The 12,920-nt window shown below is 39.6% G+C and carries 15 protein-coding genes; 11 read left to right on the forward strand and 4 right to left on the reverse strand.

The features are described 5' to 3' along the window. Nucleotides 1–215 precede the first annotated feature (215 nt). The 7 genes from H9648_RS14835 to H9648_RS14865 all read left to right on the forward strand — a co-directional run bounded on the left by H9648_RS14835 (nucleotide 216) and on the right by H9648_RS14865 (nucleotide 6,651). Entirely contained in the window at nucleotides 216–1,415 is a 1,200-nt protein-coding gene (locus tag H9648_RS14835) for a branched-chain amino acid ABC transporter substrate-binding protein (protein ID WP_191754572.1), read from the forward strand. Between the two features lie 89 nt (nucleotides 1,416–1,504). Beyond that, complete coding sequence (locus H9648_RS14840; RefSeq protein ID WP_191754573.1) at nucleotides 1,505–2,491, forward strand: branched-chain amino acid ABC transporter permease; 987 nt, start codon at nucleotides 1,505–1,507, stop codon at nucleotides 2,489–2,491. A 10-nt stretch (nucleotides 2,492–2,501) separates the two neighbouring features. Then, nucleotides 2,502–3,791 (forward strand): branched-chain amino acid ABC transporter permease, encoded by a 1,290-nt coding sequence (locus H9648_RS14845; RefSeq protein WP_191754574.1) that lies wholly within the window; start codon nucleotides 2,502–2,504, stop codon nucleotides 3,789–3,791. A gap of 13 nt (nucleotides 3,792–3,804) precedes the next feature. Continuing rightward, entirely contained in the window at nucleotides 3,805–4,581 is a 777-nt protein-coding gene (locus tag H9648_RS14850) for an ABC transporter ATP-binding protein (RefSeq protein ID WP_066391088.1), read from the forward strand. An 11-nt stretch (nucleotides 4,582–4,592) separates the two neighbouring features. Next, nucleotides 4,593–5,300, forward strand: coding sequence for an ABC transporter ATP-binding protein (locus tag H9648_RS14855; RefSeq protein WP_191754575.1), 708 nt, complete (start codon nucleotides 4,593–4,595; stop codon nucleotides 5,298–5,300). Between the two features lie 439 nt (nucleotides 5,301–5,739). After that, nucleotides 5,740–6,210: a low molecular weight protein-tyrosine-phosphatase gene (locus tag H9648_RS14860; protein ID WP_191754576.1), complete on the forward strand. Its 471-nt coding sequence runs from the start codon at nucleotides 5,740–5,742 to the stop codon at nucleotides 6,208–6,210. Nucleotides 6,211–6,225: 15 nt separating this feature from the next. After that, nucleotides 6,226–6,651 (forward strand): GNAT family N-acetyltransferase, encoded by a 426-nt coding sequence (locus H9648_RS14865; RefSeq protein ID WP_191754577.1) that lies wholly within the window; start codon nucleotides 6,226–6,228, stop codon nucleotides 6,649–6,651. Nucleotides 6,652–6,864: 213 nt separating this feature from the next. Here the strand turns inward: H9648_RS14865 and H9648_RS14870 are convergent, their stop codons facing one another. After that, nucleotides 6,865–7,119, reverse strand: coding sequence for a GlsB/YeaQ/YmgE family stress response membrane protein (locus H9648_RS14870; protein ID WP_137791560.1), 255 nt, complete (start codon nucleotides 7,117–7,119; stop codon nucleotides 6,865–6,867). A 161-nt stretch (nucleotides 7,120–7,280) separates the two neighbouring features. On the opposite strand from H9648_RS14870, the gene H9648_RS14875 reads away from it, so the two are divergent. Then, nucleotides 7,281–8,156 (forward strand): YihY/virulence factor BrkB family protein, encoded by an 876-nt coding sequence (locus tag H9648_RS14875; protein ID WP_225218911.1) that lies wholly within the window; start codon nucleotides 7,281–7,283, stop codon nucleotides 8,154–8,156. Nucleotides 8,157–8,527: 371 nt separating this feature from the next. Continuing rightward, nucleotides 8,528–8,974: a VanZ family protein gene (locus H9648_RS14880; protein WP_191754578.1), complete on the forward strand. Its 447-nt coding sequence runs from the start codon at nucleotides 8,528–8,530 to the stop codon at nucleotides 8,972–8,974. A gap of 70 nt (nucleotides 8,975–9,044) precedes the next feature. Here the strand turns inward: H9648_RS14880 and H9648_RS14885 are convergent, their stop codons facing one another. Further along, the gene (locus H9648_RS14885) at nucleotides 9,045–9,494 is read right to left on the reverse strand and encodes a redoxin domain-containing protein (protein ID WP_191754615.1); all 450 of its coding nucleotides are present in this window, start codon (nucleotides 9,492–9,494) and stop codon (nucleotides 9,045–9,047) included. A 125-nt stretch (nucleotides 9,495–9,619) separates the two neighbouring features. Beyond that, a complete protein-coding gene (locus H9648_RS14890; RefSeq protein WP_404825754.1) occupies nucleotides 9,620–10,798 on the reverse strand; it encodes an MFS transporter in 1,179 nt (392 codons plus the stop codon). 91 nt (nucleotides 10,799–10,889) lie between these two features. Between H9648_RS14890 and H9648_RS14895 the strand changes: the two genes are divergently transcribed. Further along, complete coding sequence (locus H9648_RS14895; RefSeq protein WP_191754580.1) at nucleotides 10,890–11,273, forward strand: OsmC family protein; 384 nt, start codon at nucleotides 10,890–10,892, stop codon at nucleotides 11,271–11,273. Nucleotides 11,274–11,396: 123 nt separating this feature from the next. Continuing rightward, the gene (locus tag H9648_RS14900; RefSeq protein WP_191754581.1) at nucleotides 11,397–12,248 is read left to right on the forward strand and encodes a YfkD famly protein; all 852 of its coding nucleotides are present in this window, start codon (nucleotides 11,397–11,399) and stop codon (nucleotides 12,246–12,248) included. 249 nt (nucleotides 12,249–12,497) lie between these two features. On the opposite strand, the gene H9648_RS14905 is transcribed toward H9648_RS14900, so the two are convergent. Next, nucleotides 12,498–12,815, reverse strand: a complete 318-nt coding sequence (locus tag H9648_RS14905; RefSeq protein WP_066243338.1) for a winged helix-turn-helix transcriptional regulator — start codon at nucleotides 12,813–12,815, stop codon at nucleotides 12,498–12,500. Nucleotides 12,816–12,920: the final 105 nt, after the last annotated feature.

Raw genomic sequence — 12,920 nt, forward strand, 5'->3', positions numbered from 1 at the left:
AGATTCACTGTATATAACGGTGAGTCTTTTTTTATTCCTACTAAAGTTCTAGATGGGCGAACTATAAAGAAATATGTTGAATAATAGGGAAAACTTTTAAATTTAACATAAAAATTCTATTTTTCCAAAAATTTAGTTGTCTAATCCCTTTTCTTCATGTACTATTTTTTTAAATAGTGGAAATTATCATAATATTCAAACAAGGGGGATTTTAGGTGGGGATTAAGAGAGGGTTAAAAGTATTAGCGGTTTCTGCATTATCACTAGGACTTTTGGCAGGTTGTAATTCTTCTGGCGGTTCAGAAGGAAGCAATGGAGGGGGAGGAAGCGGAAAGGTAATCAAGATTGCAACGCAAACTCCGCTGTCTGGCGGTAGTGCAACACTAGGGGAATCTATTAAGCTTGGTGCGCAACTGGCGCTGGAAGAAAACAAGAAGAAGTTCGAAGACTTAGGGTACAAGCTCCAGCTCCAACCATATGATGATCAGGCAGATCCTAAAAAAGGTGTAGCAAATGCACAGCTGATCGGTTCAGATAAATCAATCCTTGGGGTAGTGGGTCACTTGAATTCAGGCGTCTCCATCCCGTCATCTGAAGTTTATGAAAAATATAAAGTGCCGATGGTTTCTCCAGCAAATACTGCGACAGAGGTAACGGATCGTGGACTCAAAACAGTGAACCGTATCGTAGCTCGTGATGATTTCCAAGGCCCTGCAGGTGCAGACTTTGCAATCAATAAATTAGGAGCAAAGAAAATCTTTGTTATCCAAGATAAAACGGCGTACGGAACAGGTCTTGCTGATGCGTTTAAGGAGGCAGCAGAAGAGGCTGGAGCAGAAATTCTTGGTTACGAAGGAATTACCGTTGGTGAGAAAGACTTTAATGGTGTACTTACACAAGTGTTATCAAAGAAACCTGATTTAGTGTTCTTTGGTGGATTATACACAGAAGGCGGCCAGTTGATCAGACAAGCTCGTGACAAAGGAATTAAGATTCCATTCATGGGCGGAGATGGAATGGATTCGTCTACTCTAGTTGAAATCGCGGGCGATTCTGTAAAAGACGTTTATTATACTTCTGTAGCAGCTGATGCAAGCAAATCAACAGAAGGTAAAGATTTCTCTTCTAAATACAAAGAGAAGTTCAACAAAAACGTAGAGTCTTATTCAGCTTATGGCTATGATTCTATGAGCGTACTATTAAAAGGACTTGAGACGGCGATCGAAGGAAGTGACGGAGATCTTCCTGCACGTGAAAAAGTAGCAGAAGAAATCCGAAAGATTCAAGATTTCCAAGGTGTTGTAACAAAAGTCGAGTTTGATGATATCGGTGACAACAAGTTTGCAAAAGTCTACATCTACAAGTTCAGTGAAGCTAAATATCCAGGCGTTCAAGAAGGCGAAATCAGTAAGTAAACTTATGTTTACAAGAGAGGGAATGACCCCAACGGCCATGTCCCTCTTCTTTTTTACATACTCCCCAGACGTGAAAGAGAGGAATATTTATGTTAGCTGAAATTTTACAAAGTCTGCCACAAGTTCTTGTAGATGGAATCGCTCTTGGTGCGATTTACGCCGTTATTGCACTCGGTTATACGATGGTTTATGGAATACTAGAGCTCATCAATTTCGCCCACGGTGAAATTTTTATGACTGGAGCTTTTATCGGTGTTGCGATGCTGATTCTTATGACAGGAATGGGCTGGTTGGCGGCGATGCCTGCCATTCTTGCTTTAATTCTTGTTTTGGTTGTTACGTCGATCTTAACCGGTTTCATGGGTGTTGGAATAGAGCGTATGGCTTACAGGCCGCTCCGAAATTCACCTAAACTGATTACGTTGATCTCAGCGATCGGTGTATCGTTCTTGCTGCAGGATCTCGTTCGTTTTATTACAGAATACAAAAGAGGAAATTATATCTTAACAGGTCCCTCCATGTTTAATGAGCAATTTTCCATTAAATTTTCTAGCATATCCTCTTCGTTTAGTGATGCGTTCTTTAAAACGTCTACAATGATTTTAATCATTGCGGTTGTGATCATGATGATCGGACTCGACTTCTTCGTTAATAAGACGAAGTGGGGCATGGCGATGAGAGCAGTAGCTCAAGATCGTGAAACGGCTTCACTTATGTCTATCAATGTGAACAAAGTGATCTCATTGACCTTTTTTATCGGGTCAGCTCTAGGTGGAGCAACGGGTGTTCTGTTTGCTGTGCAATATGGAACGATCGATCCGTACATTGGCTTTATACTAGGCTTAAAAGCATTTACAGCTGCTGTTCTTGGAGGCATCGGAAATATACGCGGTGCTATGGCTGGCGGATTAATGTTAGGGATTTTAGAAATGTTTGCAGCTGCCAATCTGCAGCTATTAACAGGTGGTATCTTTGGCGCGGAGTATAAGGATGTATTTGCGTTCGCCATTCTAATCGTCGTATTAATTTTCAAACCAGAAGGACTGTTTGGCAAAGCAGTTACTGAGAAAGTGTAGGTGAAGAGCGATGAATAAGCTGACAAGTAAATTAAAAGGCAACAAGCTGGCACAAATTATTCTACTCGTCCTTTATGTCCTGATTACCTCGTTGAGCCTATATCTTGCTCAAGCATCTGTAACAGCTTTTCTGCTGATGTTGTTCTCATTATTGCTTCTGTACTATACAGAGCTGCCAGACCGTCTAAAATGGTTGATTGCAGGCGTCGTCCTCATCGGCGTAATACCTTTTGTATCAAGCACTGGACCAGGTTATCAATCTTACATGGAAGTGGCTACCGTTGTAGGTATCTATGTAGCGATGGCATTGGGACTTAATATCGTAGTTGGTTTAGCAGGCTTATTAGACCTCGGGTTCGTCGCTTTCTTTGCTATCGGGGCATATACGTATGGGATCTTTGCAACAGGACAAGCTGCTAACTTTATGCCGTTCGGAACGTTCCCGTTATCGGGCGAGAGCTTTTGGATCTTTATTTTAATCGGATGCTTTGTAGCTGCACTTTTTGGTGTCTTATTAGGTATTCCTGTACTTCGTGTAAAAGGAGACTACTTAGCGATCGTTACGCTTGGTTTCGGTGAGATCATTAGAATTGTGTTCAATAACCTTGATAAGCCTGTAAATATCACGAATGGAGCAATGGGTTTAGCATCTGTTAAACCACCAGAGATCTTCGGGTATCAGTTTGTATATCCAAACCAATTCTACTATATCGTTCTTGCTATCTTGTTTCTTGTCATTCTAGCTGTGAGAAGATTTGAGTTCTCAAAAATCGGAAGGTCTTGGAAAGCGGTTAGAGAAAACGAGATCGCTGCACAATCGATGGGTATCCACCTTGTGCGTACGAAGCTTTTAGCATTCGCAATCGGAGCTTCTTTTTCAGGAATGATGGGTGTTGTCTTTGCAGCGAAACAAACATTTGTTGATCCGACGAGTTTTACACTACTAGAATCCATTACCATTCTAGTAATGGTTATCTTAGGAGGCATGGGAAGTGTGCCAGGTGTAATCCTCGGGGCAGCCGTAATTACCATACTAAATCTACAGGTACTGACAGAGGTAACAAATTACTTAAATCAATTGAGTCTTGACGGTGTGATCAGCTTTCCAGAAGCGCTCGCTCCAGCAAAAATGCAACGATTTATCTTTGGAGCGATTTTAATCATATTTGCCATCTATCGCCCTCAAGGGTTAATACCATCTAAAAATCCTGTGTTTGATGAAGAGTCTCTTAAAGAGGGGTCTAAAAAGCACAGAAAAGAAAAGATTACGGTTGAACCTGACAAAGGGTTTCAGGCATAGGAGGCGGTATAAGATGTCGATTTTAACAGTTAGTAATCTTACTAAACAGTTTGGCGGACTTGTTGCCGTAAATTCAGTAGATATGACAGTGGAAAAAGGTTCGATAACTGCTGTAATCGGACCGAACGGAGCAGGAAAGACTACTTTTTTTAACCTGATCACCGGGGTATATCAGCCGGACAATGGGAATGTGCAACTCGGATCAAGTTCTTTAGTGGGGTTGAAGCCACATGAGATCTCCCGGCACGGTATTGCTCGTACGTTCCAGAACATACGTCTTTTTTCAAACATTACCGTTCTTGAAAATGTAATGGTAGGGTTGCATAAACAGTTGAAAGCGGGAATCGTTGGTACTTTGTTTCAAACAAAAAAGGTAAGAGAAGAAGAACAGCTGGCCAAAGAAGAAGCTTACCATTGGCTTGAATATGTCGGCCTTGCCAAACATCTGAACGAAGATGCACAGAATCTATCTTATGGAGCTCAGCGAAGGCTTGAGATCGCGCGTGCACTTGCTACAAAACCTAAACTCTTGTTGCTAGATGAACCAGCAGCAGGCATGAATCCAAGAGAAACACGCGAATTAACCGAGTTTATCCATCGAATGAGAGAGGACTTGGATGTAACGATCGTTTTGATCGAACATGATATGAAGCTAGTTATGGAGATATCTGAACAGATCTTTGTATTAGATCATGGCGAAAAGATCGCTGAAGGAAAGCCAGCTGAAATCCGTAATAATGTCAAAGTGATTGAAGCTTATCTTGGAAAAAGTGCCGTAACACCAGCGTAAGGAGGAGAACGATGAGTATTCTGCAATTAAATGATATTAACACATATTACGGTGGTATCCATGCGCTAAAAGGTATTAGTATTTCTGTAGAAAAAGGAGAAATCGTTACATTAATCGGATCGAACGGAGCGGGGAAATCAACGACTTTAAAAACAATCAGCGGCCAGGTTCTGCCGAAAACAGGTTCTGTTATCTATGAAGGAAAAGACATCTCTAAACAACCTGCGCACATTACCGCTCAAACGGGTATTGCGCATGTTCCTGAAGGAAGAAGGATTTTTCCAAGACTGTCTGTAAAAGAGAATTTAGAGATGGGCGCTTTTATCGTAAAAGACAAAAAAGTCATCAAGGAACGGATGGAGCAGGTCTTCGACTATTTTCCAAGGTTGAGAGAACGGTTAACACAAAAAGGAGGTACGATGAGTGGCGGTGAGCAGCAGATGCTCGCCATGGGTCGTGCACTTATGTCAAAGCCGCGCCTCTTATTGCTTGATGAACCTTCAATGGGATTAGCCCCTGTTATTGTAGAACAAATTTTTGATATTATAAGTGATCTCAATAAAGAAGGAATGACGATTCTTCTAGTTGAACAAAACGCATTTCAGGCTCTTCAGATCGCCAATCGAGGGTATGTGCTGCAGACTGGAGAGATTGTGATGGCCGGTCAAGGGAATGAGCTCATTACAAATGAGTCCGTTCGAGAGGCTTATTTGGCTTAATTAAATGTACTTTAGTGTTTTCTTTGTTGTTTTTGAGAGTAGTTGATTTCCGTTCCAGGTGCTCGCTTTCCGCGGGGCAGGCGGTGAGCCACATTTGTTCGTTTCCCTCTTAAGTGTCTCACCTGCCCACCTGTCCCGCAGGAGTCTCGCACCTTCTACTCCAATCAACTTGTCAGGGAAGAGAACCAAGGATACCGAAAAGCATCAAACTTTAATTGTAAGGATTCTGAAGAATATCGTTCATGATGCATGCATTCCGCGGAGCGTTCAGCTTATTAAAGACGTCATGCTTAAAACGGTATTTCTGATATTCAACAGCATAGTTAACAGAACAAATAAAACCGGGGATCAACCTGGTTTTCTTTTTTGTGTATATTTCCCCTTTATTATTGGATGAAATTGTTATACCTTTAAAAGGAAGACGAAAGGGGTATGATTCATGATTAGAGTACTCTTTGTATGCTTAGGAAACATATGTCGATCTCCTATGGCGGAGGCGATTTTTCGAGATCTTGTAAAACGAGAAGGATTATCTGAAATCATTTCGATTGATTCTGCTGGAACAGGAAACTGGCATGCGGGAGAACCGCCTCATGAGGGAACTAGGAATATCTTGAAAGAAAACCGAATTTCCTATGAAGGTCAAAAAGCGCGCCAAGTTAAAACTAAAGATCTAACAGATTACGATTATATCATTGGTATGGATGCAGAGAATATCGGTAACATGCATAGGATGGCGGGGCAAACCCAAACAGGTATGATCGCAAGACTAATGGACTTTGTACCTGAGGTTGAAAAAGAGGATGTTCCAGATCCGTACTTCACAGGTAATTTCCAAGAAGTATATGATCTTGTGACAATCGGATGTGAGAGGCTGCTTATAGAAATAAAGAATAGAGAATCGTTATAATCAGGAGGATATCGGATGGGTGAAATTCGTCAATTATCAACAGAACAAGAAGTACGTGATGCTTTTCCGGTTATGAATCAGCTTCGTACACATCTTTCAAAAGACCTTTTTTATGAACTTTTTTTACAGATGGAGAAAGAAGGTTATACGTTATTCGCCAATGTTCATGAAGGGAAAATTGTTGCTTTGGCGGGTTTTGCGATGCTGACTAATCTTTACGACGGAAAGCATATTTATTTGTACGATCTGATCACTGATTCCAACGAACGATCAAAAGGATATGGAGAGGAACTTCTTGCATTTTTGGAGTCCTTTGCACTTCAAAATAACTGTAATTGTGTTGCACTAAGTTCAAATGTGAGCCGTTTAGACGCTCATCGTTTTTATACAGATAAGATGAATTATGAGATGCCGAGCTATGTGTTTAAAAAGAAATTTTAAGTTAATGGTCGTTAATCGTGACCGAGCATAATTCCGAAGAACGAGCATTAATCAACACCATCATCTCGACTAAACGAACAAGAAACTTTATGCAATCCAAATGAATGGCTTAATTATTGTAACAAAGCAAAAAGCTGTCTAAGGAAAATCATATAAATGATCGACCTTAGCCAGCTTTTCTTTTTGAAAAAGATTATGTTTTAGTAAATCTTATTAAGCACGGCTACGCATACTGCGCATGATAAAGCTTACGATAAGTACTACTACAACTGCACCGATAATAGCTGGAACGATTGCAAATCCTGCTACCATTGGTCCCCAATCACCTAATAATAATCCACCTAACCATGCACCAACGAAACCTGCGATGATGTTACCGATGATTCCGCCTGGTACGTCACGCCCTGTTAAAAGACCTGCTAACCAACCGATGATTCCTCCAATTATAAGTGCCCATAATAAACTCATTTAAAATTCCTCCTTTTTTTTTGTAGGTTGTAATATGGAATTATTCTTAAGTTACCCATTATAAAAAATTATAAACTTATCCTGAAAAAAGTTTTTATCACCCTAAGGAAGGGGAAAGATAAAGGGAAATGTATAAAAATAAGTAAGGGGTGAGAGGAACTTTGACGTTATGGCATATACTCAAACATATGAAAGCCAAAGCATTTGGAATTGAATTCATGCATGGTTTTCAAAGAGGAGATGTAACAGGACTTGCAGCACAGCTTGCTTATTATTTTTTGCTTTCGCTGTTCCCTTTTCTAATCTTCTTATTAACGCTTGGCGCCTTTTTTATAGAACCAAAAGAAGCGCTCGACCTGATAGAGCACTTCGTACCATCAGAGGCGATGGATTCTGTTCGAGAAAATTTACTTGCTGTATTAGAAGGAAGAAGTGGCGGCCTTTTATCAATCGGTATTCTAGCTACGATTTGGTCAGCTTCTAATGCGATCAATGCTGTAATCAAGGCTTTAAATGAAGCATACGGAGTTGAAGAATGCCGAAGCTTCATAAAAACAAGGTTATTGGCTATATTCCTAACGTTTGGCGTTATTTTCGCTTTTGTTGTTGCACTCGTTTTCCCTGTATTCGGAAAGATGCTTGGGAACGCAGCATTCTCTTACTTAGGGTTGAGTGATGAGTTCTTGCAGATCTGGGGAGTGCTACGGTGGTTGATTAGTTTCCTCATTATCGCGACTGTTGTATCTGTTCTCTATTATTTAGCTCCATGTAAAAGGCTGAAATATAGTGAGATCTGGTACGGTTCACTAGTTGCTACATTCTTCTGGCAGATCGTATCGTTCGGTTTCGCCTTTTATGTTGACCATTTTGGCAATTATTCTGCTACTTATGGAAGTATTGGAGCGATTATTGTTCTCATGCTTTGGTTTTATCTCACTGGTATCGTCTTATTATCTGGAGGCGTCTTAAATGCCACGTTTCATAAGTTTAAGATTGATTTTGCCAAGAAAAGGGGCTTGTTAAAAGCTGAATCCTAGGAAAAACTATACATACCTTGTCGTTAAGGAGGTATTATTGATATGGGAAAAAGCAACAAACAGACCCACAGCAATAAGAACAATAAAAATGATAGTCAGCACAAAACGAGTAAATCCTCAAACAAAAAAAATGACTTTCATTAATCTGAACGCGAACAAGTATGAAGCTGTCCTTTAGCAGGGCGGCTTTTTTTTGTTAAGAAACGGCAGTGAAAAAGTACAGAAGAAGTACATGTTTTGAATGGATTCTGCGAAATGTGTATAGGTAATGGAGAAAGTGTCTTTTACCTGTATCTCCTTAAGAGCTTTGCATGTTACACTGAAAAGGCACTTATGGGAATTTCTTTAAAAAAGGCAGGAGAAAAGGCAGTATGAAAAAAGTTAGATTCATCTTTAGCATTTTAGGTACACTTGTTTTTATCGTATATATGGCAGTCTTAATTAAAGCCACTCTTTTTTCATTTAATGAGTATGCATATGGTAAATCCGCTAATCTTGTTTTGTTTGACAGCATAAGGCTAATGTGGAGAAGTGAGGATGATTGGCTCATCCTGAAGAATATCATCGGAAATGTGCTCTTGTTCGTACCATTTGGTTTGTTGCTGCCTTTAATTTACCGAGTGTTTAATTCTTGGCGTTTTATATTCATTTTTGGTTTTGGTACTAGTTTCATTATTGAGGTTCTTCAATATGAGTATTTCAAACGAATATTCGATATTGATGATATCTTTCTTAATGGTATGGGAGCAATGCTAGGACTATTTTTATATAAGTTTTTAGCGATGATCTTCCGATGGATCGAACGATTATTAAGATAATGGCTATTGTATAAAAGCAAATACTATAAATAAACCGGGCAGCGATTACAGCTGTCCGGTTTTTGTTTGCTTACTTTGTTTCTTTTCCTAGTACACGGTTAACACGTTTTGTCAGCATCTTCATGCCATCTCCACCAGCTTGGTAATGACGAAGCTTACCTTCTGCATCAAAAACATAATAAGCAGGCACGTACTCGTTTTCAAACGCGTCAGTTAAAGTATGATCGTTGTCCACAAAGATTGGCTGTGTAATATCGTGTTCTGCTGCTACTTCTTTAATTTGTTCGATATCCAAATCTTTTTCTGAACGAGGCATATGAACCGCAATAACGTTCAGTTCGTCTTTATAGTCATCTCGAAATTGATTAATGTTGGGCATTGCATCTTTACATAGTCCACAGCTTACAGACCAAAAGTGAATAAGCGTTGGTTTATTTCCGATCAAGTCACCTTTCGAAACTTCTCCATTGATCCATTGTGTAGCACCATTAAGTTCTGGCATATCCGAACGTAAACTCATCATAAAAATATCTACTCCTTGTTTTTGAAGATAGTTTAATTTATCTAATTTCTAGTTTAAAGGTTGAACAACTAAAGTCAAAAATCCTGCTTTACTAATATGGTGTAAAAAGAAAAATATTATTTCTAAGCTGTTTTGGATTTTATCGCGATCTCATGTTTATTCTTTATAAAAAGAATGGGTAAGCAAAGTACAAATAACATACCGCAGATCGCAAATACAAAAGCACCTCCATCAAACCAGCTTATGAAACTTCCTCCGATCATGGGACCAGACATGCTTCCGATGCTAAAACTGATGCCTGCTAAGATATTTCCTGCAGGCAGATGATATTTAGGAAGCAGATCACTCATAAATGCGATTCCAAGAGAGAACATTGATCCTACAAACATTCCTGATAAAAAGAACAAACTGATCAGAAGCCAAAAATTGTTCATGCTCCAGTATGTTGCCAGAAATGAGAAGAAACCCGAAACAAAAGAAAAAATTAAGATTGGTTTTCTACCCAACTTGTCGCTGAGAATGCCAAGTGGCAACTGGAAAACAAGGCTGCCTAACACGAAGGCTGGCAAGAGAACTGCTACCCAATCTAAGCTGATTCCGTTACGAAGTGCAAAAACGGGAAAAGAGCCATGTAGAGTCGCTTCTAAAAAACCGTAACCAAATGGTGGCAATAAAGATACCCAAGCTAATTTCAAAACATCTTTATAACGGTCGATGGCTGTTATACCAGAAGTTCGAGCAGATTCTGTTTCAGGTCTTTCGTTTCGAATCGTCGTCATTAGAAGAAAAGAAAGAAAACAAAGACCGGCAGCAAGCCAAAAAGGTAGGTTTTCGTTTACTTCCAGCATCTTTGTCATAAGAGGTCCGATTCCAAAGCCTGCCCCGAATGCAATCCCATATATAGAGATATTTCTGCCTCTTCTTTTTTCTGGGCTGCTTGTCGTAATCCAAGTTTGCGTAGAGAAATGCAGCATATGGTCACCAATACCGATTAAGAGCCGTAAAACAAACCAAAACCAAAATACTTTCCAAACAGGAAACATAGCAAAACAGAGTACAACGGCTAAAAGTCCTGCTAATATGAGTGGTTTATAGCCAAATTTTCTAAGAGGCTTCTCAATAAACGGAGAAGCGATCAAGATACCTATATAAAGTGCTGTTGCATGGAAACCGTTTAATGAAGCAGATGTACCGTCCTGTTCAAAAATGACTGCAATTAAAGGAAGCAGCATACCTTGAGCGAAACCTGATATAAAAACAATGCTGACTAAAACTGAGAATTTATACGTAGAAAGCTGCATGAGCATCTCCTTTTCAAAACAAACTAAAACCATTGTACAATGGAAACCATAAAAAGTTGAGTGTAAAGTTCAAGATTAGGGGTGTGTAAATTTGGAATTTAAGATGACTGAAAATGGTTTTGAAACCGAGGTAGATTACGGAACACTCGAGATAAGCGGAAATGCTGAATATGGTTATCGGCCATTTCAACTTCTTGTTTCTTCTATCGCCGTATGCAGTGGTGGAGTTCTACGTAAAGTATTAGAGCGTATGAGAATGCAGTATGATGGCATCACTGTTCAAGCAAAGATCAACAGAGTAGAAAAAGAGGCAAACCGAGTATCGGACATTCACCTTCACTTTTTGATCAAAGGAAAAGAATTATCAGAAGAGAAGGTCGAGAAAGCATTAAACGTAACTCGAAAAAACTGTTCGATGGTGCAATCCGTAAAAGACAGTATAAACATCACCGAAAGTTTTGAAATTCAACGTTAAATCCATGCCCTGATTCCCTATAGAATTAGGGTTTTTTATTTTCCAACAAAATCCGGAGAGATCTAAGCAGGGAACATGGATAAATTTTATCGGTTAGAAAAAAATAGGGGAAAGGAGGATGTTATGAAAAAGAGAATTTTTATTATGTTATTTGTCATGCTTTTTGTGTTATCCAATACAGCACTAGCAGCTGAAAAAACAAAGCAACAGCCAGAACAAAAACAAAAACAAAAACAAGCAGAAAAAATAGAAAAAGCTGCTCCAAAAGCAGATATTAAAATACCGAGTTCGGTTCTTGGCATATCCAAAGAGAACACGTATCCCAACTCAGCTCAAGATCTTCCTTACTTAGAACCGAGTAAGCTTGCGAAAGCTATGCTTAAAACATCGGACGTTCCAATCACAAATCCAGATTTAATTCGTTTATTGAATGAGTCAACGATAAATGGATCGAAAGTAGCTTTTTGGTACCGTGCAAAAATCTACTTAGGTCAATGGCCATTGTCTTATCAATCAACAGAGACGACTGTGAACTGGGAACACCAACAAATCAATACGAACCGTTTAGACAACAGAGGTGCACAAGCAGTTGCAAAACTGTCTTATAACCAAACGGCTCATAAAAAAGTAAGTGGTGGTCTTACAGCATCAATTCCAAATAGTGAAGCTGTTCAAAAGATGATGCTCATCACAGCAGCAGAAAAATCAAAGTTACCTTTATCGTTTCAGACAGCTGTTGGCGCAGGTACAAAGAAATCAAACGTATACCATGTGTCACCAAAACAGGTAGGATATTTAGATAGTTATGTCCCAGCGGTTAATGAAAGAGGACGAGTTACTTACGGAGAAGTGTATATCGTTTTAAAAGGCGGTAAAAGAGAGATCGTTATTCAAAATGTTACACAGCAAGGAATTGGTGCTTGGATTCCGGTTCAAGACCACGTATCTTTTAGTTTTCATACAAGCAATATGTAAAAAAGGACAGCTCCTAATCAGCTGTCCTTTCTTTTTGTTTAACCTATGACGTCCTCGAGTGGTTGATTTCCGTTACAGGATGCTCGCTTTCCGGGGGGCGTGCGGTGAGCCTCTTAGCGCTATGCGCTGTTAAGAGTCTCACCTGTCCCGCTAATCCCCCAGGAGTCTCGCACCTTCCACTCCAATCAAATTCAAGGAAGATCGTAAAAAGGAGACATACAGAAGATGTCTCCTTTTACATAGAGTAGCTTAACAATGGTCCACCCATTGTTCGCTCCAGTCTTGAATGGCGTTGATGATTGTTTTTAAAGAGTTTCCTTTATCCGTCAGTGAATACTCAATTCGCACTGGTGTCTCTGGGTAAACGTTACGCTTCACAATTCCCACAGACTCCAATTCCTTCATCCGTTCCGTAAGCATGCGATCACTCATTTCGGGAATCTGGGACTTGATGTCTTTAAACCGTTTAGGGCCATCCATCAAAACGCGAATGATGAGTCCTGTCCATTTTTTGCCGATAATATCCATGGCTACTTCGTACTTCGGACACATCGTGCTATAATCCATTATCATTCACCTCTATCTATATAAAAAACGATGCTTTTTCTACAGTCTATATTTGCCTCTTATTATACGGTTTAAACTTACTTTTGTAAAGTTTATAACTTTTTA

Origin of the sequence: Fictibacillus norfolkensis (genome assembly GCF_014836645.1) — a bacterium.
Lineage (GTDB): Bacteria > Bacillota > Bacilli > Bacillales > Fictibacillaceae > Fictibacillus > Fictibacillus norfolkensis.

Coding starts and splice junctions, on each gene's coding strand:
- H9648_RS14905 (WP_066243338.1), bottom strand. CDS start 12,815: ATGGATTATAGCACGATGTGTCCGAAGTACGAAGTAGCCATGGATATT.
- H9648_RS14900 (WP_191754581.1), top strand. CDS start 11,397: ATGAAAAAGAGAATTTTTATTATGTTATTTGTCATGCTTTTTGTGTTA.
- H9648_RS14870 (WP_137791560.1), bottom strand. CDS start 7,119: ATGAGTTTATTATGGGCACTTATAATTGGAGGAATCATCGGTTGGTTA.
- H9648_RS14845 (WP_191754574.1), top strand. CDS start 2,502: ATGAATAAGCTGACAAGTAAATTAAAAGGCAACAAGCTGGCACAAATT.
- H9648_RS14840 (WP_191754573.1), top strand. CDS start 1,505: ATGTTAGCTGAAATTTTACAAAGTCTGCCACAAGTTCTTGTAGATGGA.
- H9648_RS14865 (WP_191754577.1), top strand. CDS start 6,226: ATGGGTGAAATTCGTCAATTATCAACAGAACAAGAAGTACGTGATGCT.
- H9648_RS14855 (WP_191754575.1), top strand. CDS start 4,593: ATGAGTATTCTGCAATTAAATGATATTAACACATATTACGGTGGTATC.
- H9648_RS14860 (WP_191754576.1), top strand. CDS start 5,740: ATGATTAGAGTACTCTTTGTATGCTTAGGAAACATATGTCGATCTCCT.
- H9648_RS14885 (WP_191754615.1), bottom strand. CDS start 9,494: ATGAGTTTACGTTCGGATATGCCAGAACTTAATGGTGCTACACAATGG.
- H9648_RS14890 (WP_404825754.1), bottom strand. CDS start 10,798: ATGCAGCTTTCTACGTATAAATTCTCAGTTTTAGTCAGCATTGTTTTT.
- H9648_RS14880 (WP_191754578.1), top strand. CDS start 8,528: ATGAAAAAAGTTAGATTCATCTTTAGCATTTTAGGTACACTTGTTTTT.
- H9648_RS14850 (WP_066391088.1), top strand. CDS start 3,805: ATGTCGATTTTAACAGTTAGTAATCTTACTAAACAGTTTGGCGGACTT.